The following is a 21,820-nucleotide window of genomic DNA, read 5'->3' on the forward strand; positions in this document are numbered from 1 at the left end:
AGGACGCGCCCCATGCTGATCGAGTAGCCCGCGCAGCGGGCGTATCGAGATCCACCCTCACCGGAAGCGGAGTCTGCAGACCCACTGTTCTGAGGACGGTGGGTCTCGATACGCCCCTCCGGGGCTACTCGACCAGCATGGGTGAGCAGCCCGACGGGGACGGTGTCAGGCGGCGAGGACTCCGGCGGGCGACCAGCCGAGGGCCGGGGCGATGGACTCGGCGACGGTCTGCAGGAGGCGTGCGTTGTACTCGACGCCGAGCTGGTTGGGGACGGTGAGCAGGAGGGTGTCCGCCTCCTGGACGGCGACGTCGGCGGCGAGCTCCTCGGCGAGTCGGTCGGGCTCACCGGTGTAGCTGCGGCCGAAGCGGGCGCGGACGCCCTCGAGGGAGGCGACCTGATCGCGCTCGCCCCGGCCGCCGAAGTAGAGGCGGTCCAGGTCGGTCGTGATCGGCAGGACGCTGCGCGACACGGAGACGCGCGGGGTCCGCTCCCAGCCGGCCTCCGCCGACGCCGAGCGGTACTCGCGGATCTGCCGCGCCTGCAGCTCGTCGAAGGGGATGCCCTCCTCCTCGAGCAGGAGCGTGGAGGACTGCAGGTTCATGCCCTGCTCGGCCGCCCAGCGCGCGGTCGCGAAGCTGCCCGCACCCCACCAGATGCGGTCCTCGAGGCCCGGCGAGCGCGGCTCGATCGCGAGCGGGCTCGACATCCCGGTGCGCGCGGGGTCGGTCTCGGCGACGGCGGCGCCCGAGAGCGCCTCGCGGAAGAGCTGCACCTTGCGGCGGGCGAGGTCGGCGTCGGAAGTGCCCTCCGAGGGGACGTAGCCGAACGCCTCGGAGCCGCGGAGCGCCGTCTCGGGCGATCCCCGGCTCACGCCGAGCTCGAGCCGGCCGCCGGAGATGAGGTCGGTCGCGGCCGCTTCCTCCGCCATGTAGAGCGGGTTCTCGTAGCGCATGTCGATGACGCCGGTGCCGATCTCGATCCGCCGGGTGCGCGCGGCGATCGCGGCGAGGAGCGGGAACGGCGACGCCAGCTGCGGCGCGAAGTGGTGCACGCGGACGTAGGCGCCGTCGATGCCGATCTCCTCGGCCGCCTCCGCGAGCTCGATGGTCTGCAGGAGGACGTCGCGCGCGGTGTGCGTCAGCGACCCCTCGACGGACTGGTAGTGGCCGAAGGAGAGGAAGCCGATGCGCGAGACCACGCCTGCTCCAGCGTCGGACGCGTCCCGGCTATTCCCGGCGGCGAGCGCCGTGCGCCCACCGCTCCGCTCAGCTCGCCTCGAAGTCGGCGGAGACCGAGGCCGAGACCTCGATGTCCTCGGGCTTCAGCGCGAGCTCCTCCTGGCCCTTGAAGGCCATCGCGCGGCTCATCACGGCCGAGCCGCCCTCGATCCGGGTGTGCGGGCGCAGCCCGGGCTCGAAGAGGGTGAGCACCCGGGGCTCCCCCAGGCCGAGGGCGGAGGCGTAGGCGGCGGCGCGCTCGCGGGCGTCGCGGACCGCGGCCACCCGCACCTCGCGCTCGGCGCTCGCGCGCCGGGCGGCGGTGACGTCCCAGTCGACCCCGGCGACGGTGATGCCGGGCGCCTCCGAGACGGAGGCGACCCAGCGCCCGAGGGCGTCGAAGTCGCGGTACTTCACCCGGACACTCGCGGCGGCGACGTGGAACTGCTCGGTGACGTCGGAGTCCTTGAGGTACCGCTGGATGGTCGAGACCGAGACCTGGTCGGCCGACCACCAGGTCGCCGCGCCGGAGGCCTGCTCGGCGCGGGCCTCCTCGCGCACGCGAGCGTGGAGGGCGGTCACCTCGTTCAGCGCCTGGGAGCGCGAGCGCGACTCGCGGCGGATCTCGAGGCGGACGGTGCCGCGCTCAGCGGGGTGGAAGTGCTGGGCGATCCCGGCGACGGTGATGGTGACCATGGCCTCATCGTGCCCCATCGGGCTGCGTCGGAGGTGCGGACCCGGGGATCGGAGCTGCGGACCGGGAGGTCAGCGGTGCAGGCCCAGAGCGCCGCGGAGGCGGTCGGCGAGCGAGAGCTCGATCGCGAGGTTGCTGAGAAGCTGGTCGCGGTGGGCGCCGCACGCGGGCGGGACGACGGTGCCGGTGCGCGGGTCGGTGCCGCCGCGCAGGGCCCGCTCGCAGTCGGCGATCGTCTTCTCGATCAGCTCGAGGCGACGGGCCAGCCGGTCCGACTGGTAGTGCTCCCGTGAGATGGGGCCGTCGAAGGGGTGGCGGGTGGTGGGGGTCGTGAGGGTCGCGGTGGCGATTGCTGCTGCACTCATGCTGATCCGATCCGTCGGGGGCGCGTAGTGGGCGCCGTTCGTGTGGGAGATAGATCAGCACGGGAGGCGACGCTCGCCACGATCGATGACGTGATGCGCACAGTGCTGGCACGAATCGTGCCGCTATCTGGCACGATTCGTTTTCTGTGGCGCGATTCGTCCATTCGCCACCTCGGCCTCTGGGACGCCGTCAGTCGCTGAAGACGGCCAGCTGCTCGTTGCCGACGATCGCGAGGGTCCGGACGAGGCGGGTGTACCGCTCGACGAGCTCCTCGACGGCGGCACCCTGGCCGACCAGCGCGGCGATGCTCTCGGCGGGGAAGAGCGAGACGATCTCCATCGCGACCGCCCTGCCGTGCTCGAAGGAGAGGGCGCGCGCGTACTCCAGGGCACGGGTCAGCTGCGGGCGGTCGCCGTCGGAGGTGATCGCGGCGGGATCGGCGTCGGCGGCGTGCGCGAGGACGGCGACGAACACCCGGGCGATCTCGTCCACCCGCAGAGCTCGGACCAGCGTGAGCAGGCGCGAGGATACCCGCGACACCCCGCGCGCCAGCAGCTCGCCGCTGAGGGCGCGGACCTCGATCACGTCGCCGCCGACGAAGTCGCCGGAGACCCGCTTGATGCCGGACGCGAACAGGCTCGAGCCGGAGGCGATGCTGCGCTCGGCCTCGAGGTTGATCTCGACCCGGCCGCGCGAGGTCGCGACGCCCGAGATCCAGCGCTGCTCCACCGCGGGGTGCGCGTGGACGGCGCGGACGAGGGTGCCGGGGCCGGGGCCGTCGATGGCGCCGAGGATGACCTCGGGAGTGCGGGCGCCGGCGATGCGGGTCGAGACGCCGTTGTGCGCGGCGAGCTCGGCAGCCTTGAGCTTCGAGCGGATGCCGCCGCGGCCCGTCCCGCCCTTCTGCACCCCGATGCCGCGCAGCTCCGTGATCCCCAGCTCCTCGAGGTGCACGCCCTCGGCGATGCTGCCGGCGAAGACACCGGGGACGTCGGTGAGCAGCAGCAGCAGATCCGCGCCGAGGAGCATCGCGAGGCCGCCGGCGACGCCGTCGTTGTCGGAGCCGGCGGAGTCGATGGTGTCGTTGCCGTTGACGATCGGCACGACGCCCGCGTCGAGCGCGTGCCGGATCGCCTCCGCGACGTGCGCCATCTGCCGGGGCGATGCGAGGTCGGACTCGCCGATCAGGATCTGCGCGACGAGCGAGCCGGAGAGCTCGGCCACCGAGCGGTAGAAGCCCATCAGCACGGTCTGGCCGACGGCGGCGGCGAGGCGCGGGCTGATCGGCGCGTCCTGCGAGCGGGCGAAGAGCGCCCGGCCGGAGGAGACGGCGCCGGAGGAGACGAGGACGACGTCCCAGCCGAGCGCGCGCGCGCCGAACGCGCTCTCGAGGGCGCTCGCGAGGAGCACGGGGTCCGGGCCGGACTGCTTGGTCACCGAGCTCGAGCCCATCTTGACCACGAGGGTCCGCCGCCGTGCCGGGAGGGAGGAGGGGTTCTCGGCGGCGGCTTCGGGCAGGGCGTCGGACATGGCTCCCATGGTAGGGGCGCACTCACGACGGGCCCGCCGCATTTCCCTAGTGCTGGTCGGTTTTCGGCGTATCCTTCTCGCGGAGCCGACGAGGGCTCCCCTTCGGAAGGACGCCCCCATGACATCGACGTCATCCCCCGCCGCCGAACCGCTCGACGAGCAGGTCGATCGCCGCTACCTCGACCCGCTGCGCCCCGTGGCCGAGCGGGTCGAGATCCTGCTCGGCCAGATGACGCTCGAGGAGAAGGCCGGGCTCTTCTTCCAGACCATGGTCGTGATGGGCGAGGGCGGAGCGCTCGCCGAGGACGGCGCGTTCGGTCTGCCCTCGACCGCGACGATGGTGCTCGAGAAGCGGATGTCGCACTTCAACCTGCTCGGCGGCGGGACCGCCACGGCGCGCGAGCTCGCCGAGTGGCACAACCGGGTCCAGGAGCTGGCGTCTTCGAGCCGGCTCGGGATCCCCGTGACCCTCTCCACCGATCCGCGCCACTCCTTCACCGACAACCCCGGCACCGGGGCGCAGGCGGAGGCGTTCTCGCAGTGGCCGGAGCCCCTCGGCCTCGCCGCGATCGGCGACGAGGACCTGGTCGAGCGCTTCGGCGACATCGCCCGCCGGGAGTACCTCGCCGTGGGCCTGCGGGTCGCGCTGCACCCGCAGATCGACCTGGCGACCGAGTCGCGCTGGGCGCGGCAGGTCGGCACGTTCGGCGAGGACGCCGAGCTCACCGGGCGGCTCGGCGCCGCGTACATCCGCGGCTTCCAGGGCGAGTCGCTCGGGGCGCAGTCGGTCGCGACGATGACCAAGCACTTCCCCGGCGGCGGACCGCAGAAGGACGGCGAGGACCCGCACTTCCCGTACGGGCGGGAGCAGGTCTACCCGGGCGGCAACGCCGAGTACCACCTGCAGCCCTTCGTGAAGGCCTTCGAGGCGGGCACGAGCCAGATCATGCCGTACTACGGGATGCCGGTCGGGACCGAGCACGAGGAGGTCGGCTTCGGCTTCAACCGCTCGGTGATCACGGGGCTGCTGCGCGAGCGGTTCGGCTTCGACGGCATCGTCTGCACGGACTGGGGGCTGCTCTCGGACTCCGACATCATGGGCGACCACCACGTGGCGCGCGCCTGGGGCGTCGAGCACCTGTCGGTGCCGGAGCGGATGGCGAAGGCCCTCGAGGCCGGCGTCGACCAGTTCGGCGGCGAGTCGATCCCGGAGACGCTGGTCGCCCTGGTCCGGGACGGGACGGTCGCCGAGGAGCGGCTCGACGTGTCCGTGCGGCGGCTGCTGCGGGAGAAGTTCGTGCTCGGGCTGTTCGATTCGCGCGCGGTCGATCCGGCAGCGGCCGAGGCGGTCGTCGGCTCGGCGGAGTTCCGCGCGGCGGGCGAGGCCGCCCAGCGCGCGGCGATCACGGTCCTCGCGCAGGACGGCGTCCTGCCGGCACGGCAGGGGCTGCGGCTGTACGTCGAGGGGATCGATCCGGTCGTCGCCGCGGGGTACGGCACCGTCGTCGGGTCTCCGGAGGAGGCGGAGCTCGCGGTGATCCGGCTGCAGGCGCCCTTCGAGCAGCGCGCGACCGCGTTCGAGAACGTCTTCCACGCCGGCTCGCTCGACTTCCCGGACGACGTCGTGGAGCACGTCCTGGCTGTGGCGGCACAGGTGCCGACGGTCGTCGACGTGTTCCTGGACCGGCCGGCGATCCTCACTCCGCTGATCGACTCCGCGGCGGCGCTGCTCGGTGACTTCGGCGCGTCGGGGGCCGCGGTGCTCGACGTCGTCTTCGGAGTGTCGGAGGCCCGTGGAACACTGCCGATGGACCTTCCGCGCTCGATGGCCGCTGCGGCGGCCCGTCGGCCGGACGTGCCGTTCGACACCGCGGATCCGCTGTTCCGGTTCGGTCACGGACTGCGCGTGACGCGGTCCGCGGAGGGGTAGCGCTGCGGGCCCCGGGCTCCTCCACAGGGGGCGATCCGGGGCCTTCTCCACGTGCTCCGGCACCCGGCGCGGCGGATGTCGGTGGCGATTGACATACTCGAACACATGTTCGAACATGGGTTGATGAGCCCCCCTTCACAGCACCCCTCGCCGGGGGTCGCCGACACCGCGGAACCGCTGCTGCGGCAGCTCGCGTCGGTGAAGGAGCTGCAGTCGCGGATCCGCGACATGCAGGCGACGACGCTCGAATCGAAGAGCCTGGCGACGCTGCCGGCCTTCGCCTCGGTGCTGCCGGGCGGCTCGCTCAAGCAGGGCGCCGCCTACTCGGTCGAGGGCTCGATGAGCCTGGCCATGGGTCTGCTGGCCGGGCCGTCCTCCGAGGGTGCCTGGTGCGGCGTCGTCGGCGTCCCCGAGTTCGGAGCCGAGGCGGCGGCCGGCCTGGGGATCGACCTCGAGCGGCTCGTGCTCGTGCCCTCCCCCGCCGAGCACTGGCTCACCGTCACCGCGGCCCTGGTCGACGTCCTCACCGTCGTTCTGACCCGGCCTCCCGCCTCCGTCTCCTCGGCCGACGTCTCCCGGCTGGGCGCACGGCTGCGGCAGCGCGGGGCGGCGCTCGTCGTCCTCGGCGAGTGGCCGCAGGCCGAGGCGCGGCTCAGCATCCGCTGCAGCCGCTGGGAGGGGCTCGGCGCCGGCCACGGCTACCTGCGCACCCGCGAGGCGCTCGTCGACGTCGTCGGCCGCGCCGGGACGCGAGTGCGCACCGTGCGGATGAGCATGCCCGGCACCGGGCGCCCCTTCGGCGTGCTGGGCGGGCCCTCACGTCTGCAGGAGCGCACCCTGCACGAGCGGGCGGTCTGAGATGACCCGTTCCGCAGGCGCTCTCGAGCTGCGCCGCACGATCCTGGTCTGGTGCCCCGACTGGCCCCTGCTCGCCGCCGCGGCGGACGCCGGGCTCGACGCGGAGACCCCGCTCGCGCTCACCGAGAAGAGCCTCGTCTTCGCCTGCTCCCCCGGTGCGCGAGCGGAGGGCGTGCGCCGCGGCATGCGGATCCGCGAGGCCCAGTCGCGCTGCACCGGGCTCGCCGTGCTCCCCTACGACCCGGTGCTCGATCACCGCGCCTTCGAGCCGCTCGTCCAGGCGCTGGAGGAGATCACCCCGGGCGTGCAGCTGATCCGGCCCGGTCTTTGCGCGATCCGCGCCCGCGGGCCGCGCCGCTACTACGGCAGCGAGCAGTCGGCGGCCGAGGCCGTGCTCCAGCGGCTGTCCGAGCTGGGCGTGCCGCTGGCGCGGGCCGGGATCGCCGACGGACTCTTCGCCTCGGAGCTCGCTGCCAAGCACTCAGGCAGCGCGGTGGCGATCGTGCCGGCCGGCGAGAGCGCCGCGTTCCTCGCGCCCCTGCCGCTCGACGCCCTCGAGACCGAGGCCGTCGGCGCGCGCACCCGCACGACCGGCAAGGGCGAGGACCTCATCGCCCTGCTGCGCCGGCTGGGAGTCCGGACGCTCGGCGCCTTCGCGCAGCTGCCGCGGGACGACGTCTCCGCGCGCTTCGGCCCCGAGGGGGCGCGCGCACACGTGCTGGCCTCGGGCGCCGAGACCGAGACGGTCGTCCCGCGGCTCCCGCCCGAGCGGCTCGACCGCGTGCTCGAGTTCGAGCCGCCGCTGGACCGGATCGACCAGGCGGCCTTCGCCTTCCGCGTCCCGGCGGAGGAGTTCGTCGACGGGCTCACCCGGGCGCAGCTGGTCGCGACCGCGATCAGGATCGAGGTCGTCAGCGACCGCGGCGAGGTGTCCTCCCGCAACTGGCTGCACCCGCGCTGGTTCACCCCCGGCGACGTCGTCGACCGCGTGCGCTGGCAGCTGCAGGGCAACGGCGCGATCGACGCCGGGCTCGGCTCGCCGATCGCCCGGCTGTCGGTCGAGCCGGAGGCGGTCGACGCGATCGGGAACCACGAGCAGGGACTCTGGGGCACGGCTCCCGAGGAGCGGGTGCACCACGGTCTCAGCCGAGTGCAGAGCATGCTCGGCCACGAGGCCGTCGTCACCGCGTCGGTGGGCGGGGGCCGGTCGCTGCGCGACCGCCAGCACCTGATCCCCTGGGGGGACAGGGAGCCGGGCGACGCCCGGCCGCGCGGGCTGCCCTGGCCGGGGGCGCTGCCGCCGCCCCTGCCGCCCACGGTCTTCGCCGAGCCGGCGGCAGTCCTGGTCCGCGGGCCCCGCGGCGAGCCGGTCTCGGTCGACGACCGCGGCTCCCTCACCTCCGTCCCCGCTTACTTCGCGCCCGGCTCCTCGCAGGCCCGCCTGCAGCCGGTGACGGGGTGGGCCGGCCCCTGGCCGATCGACGAGCGCTGGTGGGACGCCCGGACGGCCGTCCGCTACGACCGCTTCCAGATCGTCGACTCCGACGGGGTCGCCTGGCTGCTGCTCTGCCTCGACGGCGAGTGGGCGGCCGAGGCCCGCTACGACTGACTCCCCCGGCCGCTGACGGCCGCGATCCGATCCTCCCGAGCACGACGACCGAAGGAGCCCCCGATGGGCTGGAACAACCCCCCGATCCCCTGGTCGGAGTTCGAGCGCCGCCTCTCCAGCACGACCCGGAGCGACGGCACGACCGTCCGCGGCGACGGCGGCGACAGCCCCGCCTGGTCGCACAAGCGCCCCGCCTACACGCCCGGAGCCGACGTCCGTCCGCCGGACGAGAAGGTGCCCTACGCCGAGCTGCACGCGCACTCGCACTTCAGCTTCCTCGACGGCGCCAGCAAACCGGAGGAGCTGATCGAGGAGGCCGTCCGGCTCGGCATCGACACCCTCGCCCTCACCGACCACGACGGGCTCTACGGGATCGTCCGGATGGCGGAGGCCGCGCAGGACCACGGCGTCCGCACCGCTTTCGGCGCCGAGCTCTCGCTCGGGCTCCGCGCCCCGCAGAACGGCGTCGCCGATCCCGAGGGCACGCACCTGCTCGTCCTCGCCCGCCGGGAGGAGGGCTACCACCGGCTCGCCCGCGCGATCACCACCGCCCAGCTCGCCGGCGCCGAGAAGGGCAAGCCCAGCTACGACCTCGAGGAGCTCGCCCGGGCCGCCGACGGCCACTGGATCGTGCTGACCGGCTGCCGCAAGGGCGCCGTCCGGCAGGCCCTGGTCGCGAGCGGCGAGGCGGCGGCCGAGGAGGAGGTGCGCGAGCTCGTGGCCCTCTTCGGCGCCCGCAACGTCCTCGTCGAGCTCTTCGACCACGGCGACCCGCTCGCCTCCCTGCACAACGACCAGCTCGCCGGCATCGCCGAGCGGCTGCAGCTGCGGCTCGTCGCCACCGGCAACGTGCACTACGCCCGGCCCGAGGACCGCCCCCTGCAGACGGCGCTGGCCGCGGTCCGCGCCCGGCGGAGCCTCGACGAGATGGACGGCTGGCTGCCCGCCGCCGGCGGCGCCCACCTGCGCTCCGGCGCCGAGATGGCCGAGCGCTTCTCCCGCTACCCCGGCTCGGTCGAGAACACGGTGCTGATCGCCGACGAGATCGCCTTCGAGCTCGGCCGGGTCCGCCCCCGGCTGCCCCGGCAGGACGTGCCCGAGGGGCACACCCCGATGAGCTGGCTGCGCCACCTCGTGCAGCTCGCGGTGCCGGCGAAGTACCCGGGTGCCGACTCCGACGTGCACGAGCGCCTCGAGAAGGAGCTCGCCGTGATCGAGGCCAAGGACTTCCCCGGCTACTTCCTCATCGTCCACGACATCGTGCACTTCGCGAAGGGCAGGGGGATCCTCTGCCAGGGCCGCGGCTCGGCCGCCAACTCGGCGGTCTGCTACGTCCTCGGGATCACCGCGGTGGACTCGATCTTCTACGGGCTGCCCTTCGAGCGCTTCCTCTCCAGCATCCGCGACGAGGAGCCCGACATCGACGTCGACTTCGACTCCGAGCGGCGCGAGGAGGTCATCCAGCACGTCTACGAGAAGTACGGGCGGCTGAACGCGGCGCAGGTCGCGAACGTCATCACCTACCGGCCGAAGTTCGCCGTCCGCGACATGGCGAAGGCGCTGGGCTACAGCGCCGGGCAGCAGGACGGCTGGTCGAAGCAGATCGAGCACTGGGGCTCGATCACCGAGAGCCCCGAGCACGACATCCCGGACGACGTCGTCGCGCTGACCAAGAAGGTGCTCGGCACGCCCCGGCACCTGGGCATCCACTCCGGCGGCATGGTGCTCACCGACCGGCCGGTCGGCGAGGTCTGCCCGATCGAGCCCGCCCGGATGGAGAAGCGCACCGTCCTGCAGTGGGACAAGGACGACTGCGCCTGGATGGGCCTGGTCAAGTTCGACCTGCTCGGGCTGGGGATGCTCGCTGCCCTGCAGTACACCTTCGACCTCGTCGCCGAGCACGTCGGCGAGAAGTGGGACCTCTCGACGATCCCGCGCGAGGAGAAGGGCGTCTACGACCAGCTCTGCCGGGCCGACTCCATCGGGGTGTTCCAGGTCGAGAGCCGAGCGCAGATGGGCACCCTCCCCCGGCTCCAGCCGCGGCGCTTCTACGACCTCGTGATCGAGGTGGCACTGATCCGCCCCGGTCCGATCCAGGGCGGCGCGGTGCACCCCTACATCCGGCGGAAGCTCGGCGAGGAGCCGATCACCTACCAGCACCCCCTGCTGGTCACGCCGCTCAAGCGCACGCTCGGCGTGCCCCTGTTCCAGGAGCAGCTGATGCAGGTCGCGGTGGCGGTCGGCGACTGCAACGCGGAGGACGCGGACCTGCTGCGCCGCGCGATGGGCTCCAAGCGCGGCACCGAGAAGATCGAGTCGCTCCGGGAGCGGCTCTACGAGGGCATGGCCCGCAACGGGATCACCGACGAGGTCGCCGACGACATCTACCGCCGGATCCAGGCCTTCGCCAATTTCGGCTTCGCCGAGAGCCACGCGATCAGCTTCGCGCTGCTGGTCTACGCCAGCGCCTGGCTGCGCCTGCACTACCCCGCCGCCTTCACCGCGGCCCTGCTCCGGGCTCAGCCGATGGGCTTCTACGCCCCGCACACCCTGGTCGCCGATGCCCGCCGGCACGGCGTCCGCGTCGAGTCCCCCGACGTCAACCGCTCGCTGTCGCACCCCGGGCTCGAAGCCCTCGACGGGCCGCCTGCCCGGCGGCGGAGCGGGGCGCCGCACGGGCAGGACTCCTGTCTCTCCGCCGAGCAGGCGCCGACCGGCCTCTTCGACCGGTCGCAGCACTTCGACACCGACGACCACCGCCGCGACGCCGGCTTCGTCATCCGCCTCGGCCTCGCCGAGGTGAAGGGCATCGGCACCGCGCTGGCCGAGCACATCGTCGCCGAGCGCGAGCGCGGCGGGCCCTACGCGAGCATGGCCGACCTCTCGCGCCGGGTCGGGCTGAACGCGACCCAGCTCGAGGCGCTCGGCGCCGCGGGATCGTTCGACTCCCTCGGGCTCCAGCGCCGTCAGGCGCTCTGGGAGGCGGGCTCCGCAGCCGCCGACCGCCAGGAGTTCCTGCCCGACTCGATCGTCGCCGTCCAGCCTCCGCTGCTGCCGATGCTCTCGGCGCAGGAGCGGGTCGTCTTCGACTTCTGGGCCACCGGCATCTCGCCCGACGACCACCCGCTCCGCCATCTGAGGGAGAGCCTGACCCGGCGGGGAGCGCGCTCCACGGCCGACCTGCCCGGCACCCCGTCAGGCACCCGGATCGAGGTCGGCGGGGTCGTGATCCACCGCCAACGTCCCTCCACAGCCGCCGGAGTGACCTTCATGAACCTGGAGGACGAGCACGGGATCCTCAACGTCATCTGCTCCGTCGGAGTATGGAACCGCTACCGGCGCACCGCGCGCGAGGCTCCTGCACTCCTCATCCGCGGGATCCTCGAGCGCTCAGAAGAAGGGGTGACCAACCTCCTCGCCGACCGGTTCGAGGCGCTGTCGGTCACCGCCCGGACCACCGCCCGCAACTTCCGATGACCGCCCATCGGACCACGACCGCCCCAGCACCGCGAGCGCTTCCACGCCCGCATCACCCGCGAGAAAGCGACACCATGACGAACACGGACCACGCCCTCCACCCCGCGGCGCTCGACGTGCCGCTGCGCGACGACCGGGACCTGCGCGAGCGCGTCTCGTCCCTCATCGGGCCCGCCTACCGGCGTGCGCTCTGGCCGATCCTGCTCGACCGGGCCGGCTACCAGCTGCCGATCCTCTACCCGGTGGACGGACTCCCCGTGCACCCCGACGAGGAGAAGACCGAGCGCATCGTCGCGACCCTCGCGAAAGCGGTCGCGCATCACGATATCGGCTCGCTCGCCTTCGCGCTCGAGCGCCCGGGCCGGGCGTTCCTCGGCGAGACCGACCGGGTGCTCGCCCGCCAGCTGAGCGCCGCCTGCCACCGGCGGGCCATGCCGCTGCGTGCCCTGCTGCTCGTGCACGACGACGGCGTGCGGATCATCGCCGATGCCGAGCACTCCGTGCCGGCCCGCTGACAGGTCTCCGGCGGGCGGCGGTGTGCACGGGCACGGGCACGGGCACGGGCACGGGCGACGGCGGCCCGGTGAACGGGAAGAACGAAACGCGCGCCGGCCCGATTCGACTCGGACCGGCGCGCGGCGGACGCCTACTCGGCGTCGCCGAGCGTGATCAGCAGCGAGGACGCGCCGAGGTCGACCTCGGTGCCGCCGGGCTGGACCGCGTACTCGCCCACGGCGAGGAGCGACTCCGCCACCTCGGGCAGCGGGACCCGCGCCGACGACTCGCCGACGTTGATCGCGATCGTCACCCGGCCGCGACCGAGGGTGAGCCAGCGCTCGTCCTCGTCGAGCTCGACGCGCACCGAGCCGAAGCGCGGGTCGGTCAGCTCGGGGAAGCGGCGGCGCAGCGCCGCCAGCTCGCGGTAGACGGCGAGGATGCGAGCACCGCGCCCCTCCTCCGCCTCGGACCAGTCGAGCTTGGAGCGCTCGAACGTCTCGGGGTCCTGCGGGTCGGGTACGACCTCCGGGTCCCAGCCCATCTTCGCGAACTCCGCGATGCGGCCCTTCGCCGTCGCCTCGCCCAGATCCTTCTCCGGGTGCGAGGTGAAGAACTGCCACGGGGTGGACGCCGCCCACTCCTCGCCCATGAAGAGCATCGGGGTGAACGGGCCGAGCAGCGTCAGCGCGGCGGCTATCGCCAGCCGACCCTCGTCGAGGGTCGCCGTCAGCCGGTCGCCGATCGCCCGGTTGCCGATCTGGTCGTGGTTCTGGCTGCAGACCACGAGGCGCCAGGTCGGCATCCGCTCGGTGTCGATCGGACGGCCGTGGTGCCGGCCGCGGAACGTGGAGAGGGTGCCGTCGTGGAAGAAGCCGCGGGTGAGGACCTTGCCGAGCGCGCCGAGCGGCGCGAAGTCCTCGTAGTAGCCGGTCGTCTCGCCGGTGAGGGCGACGTGCACGGCGTGGTGGAAGTCGTCGCTCCACTGCGCGTCGAGCCCGTAGCCGCCCGCCTCGCGCGGGGTGATCAGCTTCGGGTCGTTGAGGTCCGACTCCGCGATCAGGGTCAGCGGGCGCCCGACGTCGGCCGAGAGCACGGCGACCTCGGCGGCCATCTCCTCGAGCACGTGCACGGCGCGCTCGTCCGAGAGGGCGTGCACCGCGTCGAGGCGCAGGGCGTCGACGTGGTAGTCGCGCAGCCACATCAGCGCGTTGTCGAGGATGTAGCCGCGGACGACGTCCGAGCCCTCCCCGTCGAGGTTGATCGAGCTTCCCCAGGTGTTGGCCTTCTCGTTCTTCAGGTACGGGCCGAACTCGGGCAGGTAGTTGCCGCTCGGGCCGAGGTGGTTGTAGACCACGTCCTGCACGATGCCCAGTCCCGCGCGGTGCGCCGCGTCGACGAAGCGCTGGTACGCCTCCGGTCCGCCGTAGGCCTCCGAGACGGCGTACCAGAGGACACCGTCGTAGCCCCAGTTGTGCGTGCCGTTCACCGCGTTGACCGGAAGGATCTCGATGAAGTCGACGCCGATCGAGCGCAGGTGCTCCAGCCGGCCGGCGGCCGAATCGAGCGTGCCCTCGGGGGTGAAGGTGCCGATGTGCAGCTCGTAGATCACGGCCCCCGCCAGCTGGCGGCCCGTCCAGGCCTGGTCGGCCCACTCGAACGCGCTCGGGTCGTAGCTGCGGGACAGCTCGTGGACTCCGCCGGGCTGGCGGCGCGAGCGCGGGTCCGGGAACGGCCCCTTGCCGTCGACCAGGTAGCCGTAGTCGACCTCGCCGGTCGCGGCGACCGACCCGGAGACCCGCCACCAGCCCTCGTCGCCGAAGCGGGCCATCGCGACCGTCCCGCCCGCACCCAGGGCGAGCTCGACGGAGGACGCCTCGGGCGCCCACACGTCGAAGCGCTCGGGTCCGGAGACGGGCAGGGCGTAGCGGTAGGGCGTCGTGCTGATCACGGGGTTCTCCAGGGTCGTTCGAACGGGGTCGGCAGGAAGGGACTCGCCGGGTCAGGCGACCGGCGCGAGCAGGGCGACCGGGTAGCCGCCGCCGAGGATCTCCGACACGGCGGTCGGCCCGCCGGCGAAGGTGCGCCCGGTGAGGACGTCCACGACCGGGTGCCCGGGCAGGACGATCAGGGTCTCGCCCCAGCCGCCCTCGGCCGCGAGGCGCGCGGGCAGGCGGGTGGCGACCGTCAGCGCACCGCCGCGGTCGAAGGCGATCGCGTGCTCGGCGGCCGGCCCGATGGCGGGGACGGCGGCGTAGCGCGTGAACAGCTCCGGCCGGTCGCGGCGCAGGCGCAGGGCCCGCGAGGTCACGAGCAGCTTGGCCGCGCCCTCCGCGTCGATCTCCGGCAGCCAACCGCCGTCGATCCGCTCGAGCAGCGCCCGGCGCTCGGCGAAGTCGACCGGGCGACGGTTGTCGGGGTCGACGAGCGACGTCTCCCACAGCTCGCTGCCCTGGTAGACGTCCGGGACGCCCGGCGCCGTCAGCTGGACGAGCTTGGCCGAGAGGCTGTTCGACCAGCCGTCGGCCGAGACGCGCGCCACGGTGTCCTCGATCAGGCGGCGCACGGCCGCGTCGTCGAAGGCGGCGTCGACCGCCGCGTGCATCCGATTCTCGAACGCCTCGTCCGGCGCCGTCCACATCGTCGAGCTGCCGGCCTCGCGCGACGCCTTCTCGGCGTAGGCGTGCAGGCGCTCGCGGGACGCGGGCCAGGTGCCGACGATCGCCTCCCAGAGCAGGTGCTCGACCGGTCCGTCGCCGAACCCGGCGTGCTCGTGCAGCGAGCGGAGCGTCTCGGCCCAGGCCTCGGCGTCCTCCGCGAGGGCGGTGATCCGGGCGCGGGTGTCCTCGCCGCGCTTGGTGTCGTGCGTCGACAGCGTGGTGAGCGAGGCGGGGAAGGACGCCTGGCGGACGCCCTGGCGTCGGTGGAACTCCTCCAGGTCGATCGCGAACTCGTCCGGGTCGGCGCCGACCTCGTTGAGCGAGGTGAGGCGGCTGTAGCGGTAGAACGCCGTGTCCTCGACGCCCTTCGCCATCACCATGCCGGAGGTCTGCTGGAAGCGGACCGACACGGGGGTGCCGGTCTCCTCGAGCAGCGCGGCGACCTCGTCGATCGTCGCGGCGATCTCGGGGCGGCGGTGCCGCGCGTCGAGCCGCGCGTGCTCGAGGTGCTCGGCGCCGTAGGGCAGGTAGCTGCGGTAGACCGGGAAGGTCGCGAGCAGCTCGGCGATCGCGTCGTCCGCGCCGTCGACCTGCGGGATCAGGCGGGCCAGGCGGAGCACCTCGGAGCGGAGGATGCCGTCGGCGATGCCGCGCTTGGTGTCGTGGATCAGGTCGGCCCAGTCCACCGGCTCGCCGCCGTCGCCCAGCTCCGCGTCCAGGCCCTCGAGCACCGGACGGGCGTCGGGGTCGACGAGGATGCGGTCGATGTCGGCGAGCGCGTCGTAGCCGGTGGTGCCCACGGTCGCCCAGTGCGCGGGCAGCTGCTCGTCGCCCTCGAGGATCTTCTCGACCCAGACGGGCGCCCCGTCGATGGCGCGGGCGAGGTCGTCCAGGTAGCCGCCCGGGTCGGCCAGGCCGTCCGGGTGGTCGACGCGCAGGCCGTCGGCCAGGCCCTCGGTGAACCAGCGGACGATCTCGCGGTGCGAGGCCTCGAAGACCTCGGGCCGCTCGACCGTGATCGCGGCGAGGGTGTTCACCGCGAAGAAGCGGCGGTAGTTCAGCTCGGCGTCGGCGCGGCGCCAGTTGACCAGCTCGTAGCTCTGGCGGGCGTGCACGGTGCGGCCGGAGTCGCCGGGCCCGGCGGTGCCGGGCGCGATCGGCAGGCGGTTCTCGTAGTAGTGCAGCTCGTCGCCGACGACCTCGAGCGCATCGAGCTCGCTGTCACTGTCGCCCTCCGAGGCCCCGTCTCCGAGGATCGGCACGCGCAGCTTGCCCGCACCCGCCGCCCAGTCGATGTCGAACGCCTCGGCGTAGCGGGAGTCCCGGCCGTGCTTCAGCAGGTCCCACCACCAGGCGTTCTCCACCGGCGTTGCGACGCCCATGTGGTTCGGCACGATGTCGATGAGGACGCCGAGGCCCTCCTTCTTGGCCGCCGCGGCGGCGTGGGCGAGGCCCTCGCCGCCGCCTCGCGCCGGGTCGACCTGCGAGTGGTCGACGACGTCGTAGCCGTGGTCCGAGCCGGGCTCGGCGGTCAGCAGCGGCGAGAAGTACAGCCAGTCGGCGCCGAGGGAGCGCACGTAGTCGGCCACCGTCGCGGCCTCGTCGAGATCGAAGCCGGAGCGGATCTGGAGTCGGTAGGTGGAGGCGGGCAGTCGCAACGTCAGGCTCCTGTCGAGGGGGCGGTCGCGGAGTCGGTCGACTCCTCGTGGGGGCTGGTGTGGCCCGTGGTGGTGATGATCGGGATCGCCGAGGTGGCGGCGAGCGAGGCCAGCGAGGCGGCGACCGAGTGGTCGACCTCGGGCTCGGGCGCGCTGTGCTCCTGGAGGATGACGAGCGACTTCGCCTGGACGGTGAGGATCGCGCCGGCGGGTCGCGGGACCGAGTCGGCCTCCGCTCCGGCGGTGTCGACCAGGACGGCCCACTCGACCGCGTACTCGTCGGCCGGGATCGTGAACTCCACGTCCGCGTCGTCGGCGTTGAAGTAGAGCAGGAAGCTGTCGTCGACGACCGGCTGGCCGCGCTCGTCGCGCTCGCGGATCCCGTTGCCGTTGAGGTAGATGCCGACCGAGCGGTCCAGACCCGAGTCCCAGTCCGACGGCGTCATCTCGGTGCCGTCGGCCTTGAACCAGACGATGTCCGGCAGCGGCTCGCCGGTGCCGCGCAGGACGGGGCGCCCGTCGAAGAAGCGGCCGCGGCGGAAGGTCGGGTGCTCGGCGCGCAGGCGGATGAGCGCCGCGGTGAACTCGACCAGCGGCCGGTCCGCCTTCTCCCAGTCGATCCAGGTCAGCTCGCTGTCCTGGGCGTAGGTGTTGTTGTTGCCGTTCTGCGTGCGGCCGAGCTCGTCGCCGTGCAGGATCATCGGCACGCCCTGCGAGATCAGCATCGTCGCGAGGAAGTTGCGCTGCTGGCGCGCGCGCAGGCCGAGGACCTTCGGGTCGTCGGTCGGGCCCTCGGCGCCGTGGTTCCAGGAGCGGTTGTGCGACTCGCCGTCGTTGCCGTCCTCGCCGTTGGCGTCGTTGTGCTTCTCGTTGTAGGAGACGAGGTCGCGCAGGGTGAAGCCGTCGTGCGCGGTGACGAAGTTGATCGAGGCGACCGGGTAGCGGCCGGAGCGCGCGTAGAGGTCGGCCGAGCCGGTCAGGCGCGAGGCGAACTCGCCGAGGGTCGAGGGCTCGCCCCGCCAGAAGTCGCGGACGGTGTCGCGGTACTTGCCGTTCCACTCCGTCCACTGCGGCGGGAAGTTGCCGACCTGGTAGCCGCCGGGGCCGACGTCCCACGGCTCGGCGATCAGCTTGACCTGCGAGACCACCGGGTCCTGCTGGACGAGCTCGAAGAAGGTGGAGAGCCGGTCGACGTCGTAGAACTCGCGAGCCAGTGCCGAGGCGAGGTCGAAGCGGAAGCCGTCGACGCGCATCTCGGTCACCCAGTAGCGCAGCGAGTCCATGATCAGCTGCAGCGAGTGCGGGTGGCGCACGTTGAGGGTGTTGCCGGTGCCGGTGTAGTCCATGTAGTAGCGCTTGTCGTCGTCGACCAGCCGGTAGTAGGCCTCGTTGTCGATGCCGCGGAACGACAGCGTCGGGCCGAGGTGGTTGCCCTCAGCGGTGTGGTTGTAGACCACGTCGAGGATGACCTCGATGCCGGCCGCGTGCAGCGCCTTCACCATGCTCTTGAACTCCTGGACCTGCTGGCCCAGGTCGCCGGTGGCGGTGTAGGTGTTCTGCGGCGCGAAGAAGCCGATCGTGTTGTAGCCCCAGTAGTTCGAGAGGCCCTTCTCCATCAGCGTCGAGTCGTTGACGAACTGGTGCACCGGCATCAGCTCGAGCGCAGTGATGCCGAGGTGCTTCAGGTGCGCGATCACGGCGGGGTGCGCGACGCCGGCGTAGGTGCCGCGCAGCTCCTCCGGCACGTCGGGGTGGCTCTTGGTGAGCCCCTTCACGTGCGCCTCGTAGATCACGGTGCTGTCGTACGAGGTGCGCGGACGGCGGTCGCCGGCCCAGTCGAAGAACGGGTTGATGACGACGCCCATCATCATGTGCGGCGCCGAGTCCTCGTCGTTCGTCGAGTCCGGGTCGCCGAAGGTGTACGAGAAGAGCGACTGGTCCCAGTCGATCTCGCCCGAGACGGCCTTCGCGTAGGGGTCGAGCAGCAGCTTGTTCGGGTTGCAGCGGTGCCCGGTGGCCGGGTCGTACGCGCCGTGGACGCGGTAGCCGTAGCGCTGGCCGGGCTGGACCTGCGGGAGGTAGCAGTGCCAGACGTAGGCGTCCGACTCGAGCACCTCGACGCGCGTCTCGGTGCCGTCCTCCTCGAAGAGGCACAGCTCGACGCGCTCGGCGGCCTCGCTGAAGAGGGCGAAGTTCGTGCCGCTTCCATCGAAGGTGGCGCCCAAGGGGTAGGCGGTTCCGGGCCAGGTCTCCACGAGACTCCTCTGAGTTCTGGTCTCGGGCGATCCGGGGGAGGCCGACGGGCGGTCTGCGGATGCCCGACGTCGGGGGTGATGGTCCGTCACCTTCGCGACGGACCGACTGCCCAGCTTAGCGAGAGGTGTCTCCCGCGCTTCCGGGGAGGCCACGCTCAGACAGTACGGACCCCGCCGATCCGCGGCGAGGGCTGGACCGGTCGCCGCGCATCCAGTAGAGATCCGCCGCTCTCGCGGCTCAGTGCGAGCCGATCCGCTTCCGCAGCAGGTCGATCCGCGCCTGCAGCTGCGTCACGCTCGCCTGGGCGACCGCGGGGCCGCCGCAGAGCCGGCGCAGCTCGGTGTGCACCTGGCCGTGGGTCTCCCCCGTGTTGCGCGCCCAGAGCCCGACGAGCGAGTTCAGCAGGCTGCGCTGCTCCTTGAGCGTGCGGTAGAGCGGCGCGGGGATCTCGCTCTCCTTCGCCTCCGCCGGGGCCTGGGCGCCGTGAGCGCCGGCGCGCCCTCCCGCGCGCTTGGCCTGCCGCTGCTGGCGGTGCTGCAGCAGCTCGCGGACCTGCTCGGGCTCGAGCAGACCGGGGAGGCCGATGAAGTCGAGCTCCTCCTCGCTCTCGACCTCCACCTCCATGCCGAACTCCGCGCCCTCGTACATCACGCGGTCGAAGGTGGCCGCCGAGCCGAGCGACTCGAAGCGGCCCTCCTCGAGCAGGTCGGAGGACGCCTTGGCCTCGCGCTCCGCGTCGGCCATCAGGTCGGCCTCGGGGTACTCCTCGTCGTCCGAGACGCGGCGGTCGAGGGCGTGGTCGCGCTGCTGCTCCATCGAGCCCGCGAGCGCGAGCAGCCCCGGCACGTTGGGCAGGAAGATCGAGGCGGTCTCGCCGCGGCGCCGGGCACGGACGAAGCGCCCGATCGCCTGTGCGAAGAACAGCGGGGTCGAGGCGGAGGTGGCGTAGACGCCGACGGCCAGGCGCGGCACGTCCACGCCCTCCGACACCATCCGCACGGCGACCATCCACCGGCTGTCGCCCTTGGAGAACTCCTCGATCCGGTCGCTCGCCTCCTTCTCGTCGGAGAGGACGACCGTGACGGGCTGCCCGCTGATCTCGCGGAGCATGGCCGCGTAGGCGCGCGCCGCGTAGTGGTCGGTCGCGATGACGAGACCGCCGGCGTCGGGGATCCCGCGGCGCACCTCGGTCAGCCGGGTGTTCGCCGCGCGCAGGACGGACGGGATCCACTCCCCCTTGGGGTCGAGCGCCGTCCGCCAGGCCTGCGACGTGATGTCCTTGGTGTTGCCCTCCCCGAGCCGCGCCTCCATCTCGTCGCCGGCCTTCGACTTCCAGCGCATCTGGCCGGCGTAGACCATGAAGAGCACCGGCCGGACGACACCGTCGGCGAGCGCACGGCCGTAGCCGTAGGCGTAGTCGGTCAGCGAGGTGCGGATGCCCTCCTGGTCCGGCAGGTAGCTGACGAACGGGATCGGCGCGGTGTCGGAGCGGAACGGGGTACCGGTGAGCGAGAGCCGGCGGGCGGCCGGCTCGAAGGCCTCGCGGATCGCGTCGCCCCAGCTCAGCGCGTCGCCGCCGTGGTGCACCTCGTCCAAGATGACCAGCGAGCGGCCGGAGAGGGTCAGCTCGCGGTGCAGCTCGGGCCGCACGGCGACCTGCGCGTAGGTGACGGCGACGCCGTGGTAATGCTTGGCGTGCCGGCCCATCCGGTTGGTGAAGGTGGGGTCGAGCCGGATGCCGACGCGGTGCGCCGCCTCGGCCCACTGGCGCTTGAGGTGCTCGGTCGGGGCGACGACGGTGATGCGGTCGACGGTGCGGTTGTGCAGCAGCTCGGCGGCCAGGCGGAGGGCGAACGTCGTCTTGCCGGCGCCGGGCGTCGCGGCCGCGAGGAAGTCCCGCGGCTCGTGCTGGAAGTAGGCCTCGAGGGCCTCCGCCTGCCAGGCCCGCAGCTTGTTCGCGGTGCCCCACGGCGCCCTGCCGGGGAACGACGGGGACAGGTGCTCCGCGGCGGAGGTGCCGACCTGATGACCGAAGTTCGAGGGACTGTTCACGTGGACCGAGGCTAGCCGACACCTCCGACGCCGGGCGCCGGACCGCGCACCCACGGGGCAGGGCCCGGCGTGTCGGGATCGTCCGGGCGACGGACCCCCTCCGCCCGCTCGGAGCGCAGAATGGAGGGATGGTCGAGCAGCGTCATCCGTGGTCCCGCTACGTCGCCCTGGGCGACTCCTTCACCGAGGGGATCGGCGATCCCGAGCCCTCCAGCCCCGGCGGTCACCGCGGCTGGGCCGACCGCGTCGCGGAGGTGCTCGGCAGTCAGAACGACGACTTCGCCTACGCGAACCTGGCCGTGCGCGGGCGGCTGCTGCAGCAGATCGTCGACGAGCAGATCGAGCCGGCTCTCGCGCTGCGCCCGGACCTCATCACCATCTCCGCGGGCGGCAACGACGTGATCCGCCCCGGCACCGATCCGGACGACATCGCCCGCCGCTTCGAGGAGGGCCTCGAGCGGCTGCGCTCCGATGGCGCGACGGTGGTGCTCTTCACCGGCGTCGACGTCAGCTTCTCCCCCGTCTTCGCGCGGATCCGCGGCAAGGTGGCCATCTTCAACGAGAACCTCCGCGCGCTCGCCGAGCGCTACGACTGCATCGTCGCCGACCAGTGGTCGCTGCAGGAGATCCAGGACGTGCGGATGTGGGCGCCGGATCGCCTGCACCTCAACCCGCACGGCCACCACGAGGTGGCGCGGATGGTGCTGAAGGCCCTCAACGTCGAGAACACCCTCCGCCCGTTCGCTCCGGAGCCGGCGCCGACGCCGACCTGGCGGGCCGCCCGCCGCGAGGACGCGAAGTGGGCCCGCGAGTACCTCGTCCCCTGGGTGCTGCGCCGGGTGCGCCACCAGTCCTCCGGCGACTTCATCACCGCCAAGCGCCCGGACGCCGGCCCCTACCTGCAGCGCCCGCCCGAGTCGATCCCCGGCACCCCCGTCCCCGGCAACGCGACCCCCGAGGAGGTCGCCGCCGACATCGCGACGGCCGGCGTCCGCATCGTCGTCGACGACGACTGA

General features: G+C 72.8%; 14 protein-coding genes. 6 read left to right on the forward strand and 8 right to left on the reverse strand.

The window, feature by feature from the left end; translation table 11 throughout:
- Positions 1–165: 165 nt before the first annotated feature.
- From EDF35_RS12070 to proB, 4 genes are all read right to left on the reverse strand, one after another.
- A complete protein-coding gene (locus EDF35_RS12070; protein WP_133962506.1) occupies positions 166–1,200 on the reverse strand; it encodes an LLM class flavin-dependent oxidoreductase in 1,035 nt (344 codons plus the stop codon).
- Positions 1,201–1,267: 67 nt separating this feature from the next.
- Positions 1,268–1,915 carry an SIMPL domain-containing protein gene (locus EDF35_RS12075; RefSeq protein ID WP_166674092.1) on the reverse strand — a complete coding sequence of 216 codons (648 nt, stop codon included), beginning with the start codon at positions 1,913–1,915 and terminating at the stop codon, positions 1,268–1,270.
- Between the two features lie 69 nt (positions 1,916–1,984).
- Positions 1,985–2,278 (reverse strand): hypothetical protein, encoded by a 294-nt coding sequence (locus tag EDF35_RS12080; RefSeq protein ID WP_133962507.1) that lies wholly within the window; start codon positions 2,276–2,278, stop codon positions 1,985–1,987.
- Positions 2,279–2,468: 190 nt separating this feature from the next.
- Entirely contained in the window at positions 2,469–3,809 is a 1,341-nt protein-coding gene (gene proB, locus EDF35_RS12085) for a glutamate 5-kinase (RefSeq protein WP_166674093.1), read from the reverse strand.
- A 118-nt stretch (positions 3,810–3,927) separates the two neighbouring features.
- Here proB and EDF35_RS12090 point away from each other — a divergent pair, with 118 nt between their 5' ends.
- The 5 genes from EDF35_RS12090 (at position 3,928) to EDF35_RS12110 (ending at position 12,198) form a co-directional block, all read left to right on the forward strand.
- Positions 3,928–5,739, forward strand: coding sequence for a glycoside hydrolase family 3 N-terminal domain-containing protein (locus EDF35_RS12090; protein ID WP_133962508.1), 1,812 nt, complete (start codon positions 3,928–3,930; stop codon positions 5,737–5,739).
- 123 nt (positions 5,740–5,862) lie between these two features.
- Positions 5,863–6,597 carry a hypothetical protein gene (locus EDF35_RS12095; protein ID WP_133962509.1) on the forward strand — a complete coding sequence of 245 codons (735 nt, stop codon included), beginning with the start codon at positions 5,863–5,865 and terminating at the stop codon, positions 6,595–6,597.
- A 1-nt stretch (position 6,598) separates the two neighbouring features.
- Entirely contained in the window at positions 6,599–8,206 is a 1,608-nt protein-coding gene (locus tag EDF35_RS12100) for a DNA polymerase Y family protein (protein WP_133962510.1), read from the forward strand.
- Positions 8,207–8,269: 63 nt separating this feature from the next.
- Positions 8,270–11,683: an error-prone DNA polymerase gene (locus tag EDF35_RS12105; RefSeq protein WP_133962511.1), complete on the forward strand. Its 3,414-nt coding sequence runs from the start codon at positions 8,270–8,272 to the stop codon at positions 11,681–11,683.
- Positions 11,684–11,757: 74 nt separating this feature from the next.
- Positions 11,758–12,198: a hypothetical protein gene (locus tag EDF35_RS12110; RefSeq protein WP_133962512.1), complete on the forward strand. Its 441-nt coding sequence runs from the start codon at positions 11,758–11,760 to the stop codon at positions 12,196–12,198.
- A 131-nt stretch (positions 12,199–12,329) separates the two neighbouring features.
- Here the strand turns inward: EDF35_RS12110 and treZ are convergent, their stop codons facing one another.
- From treZ to EDF35_RS12130, 4 genes are all read right to left on the reverse strand, one after another.
- A complete protein-coding gene (treZ, locus tag EDF35_RS12115) occupies positions 12,330–14,129 on the reverse strand; it encodes a malto-oligosyltrehalose trehalohydrolase (protein WP_243839948.1) in 1,800 nt (599 codons plus the stop codon).
- A 51-nt stretch (positions 14,130–14,180) separates the two neighbouring features.
- On the reverse strand, positions 14,181–16,496 hold the full coding sequence (gene treY, locus EDF35_RS12120) for a malto-oligosyltrehalose synthase (protein WP_133962513.1): 2,316 nt from the start codon (positions 16,494–16,496) through the stop codon (positions 14,181–14,183).
- Between the two features lie 2 nt (positions 16,497–16,498).
- Positions 16,499–18,751, reverse strand: a complete 2,253-nt coding sequence (gene glgX / locus EDF35_RS12125; RefSeq protein WP_133962514.1) for a glycogen debranching protein GlgX — start codon at positions 18,749–18,751, stop codon at positions 16,499–16,501.
- Between the two features lie 238 nt (positions 18,752–18,989).
- Positions 18,990–20,804 carry a DEAD/DEAH box helicase gene (locus EDF35_RS12130; RefSeq protein WP_123733110.1) on the reverse strand — a complete coding sequence of 605 codons (1,815 nt, stop codon included), beginning with the start codon at positions 20,802–20,804 and terminating at the stop codon, positions 18,990–18,992.
- Positions 20,805–20,932: 128 nt separating this feature from the next.
- Between EDF35_RS12130 and EDF35_RS12135 the strand changes: the two genes are divergently transcribed.
- Positions 20,933–21,820 (forward strand): SGNH/GDSL hydrolase family protein, encoded by an 888-nt coding sequence (locus EDF35_RS12135; RefSeq protein ID WP_133962515.1) that lies wholly within the window; start codon positions 20,933–20,935, stop codon positions 21,818–21,820.

The organism is Rathayibacter sp. PhB151 (assembly GCF_004366415.1).
GTDB classification, from domain to species: domain Bacteria; phylum Actinomycetota; class Actinomycetes; order Actinomycetales; family Microbacteriaceae; genus Rathayibacter; species Rathayibacter festucae.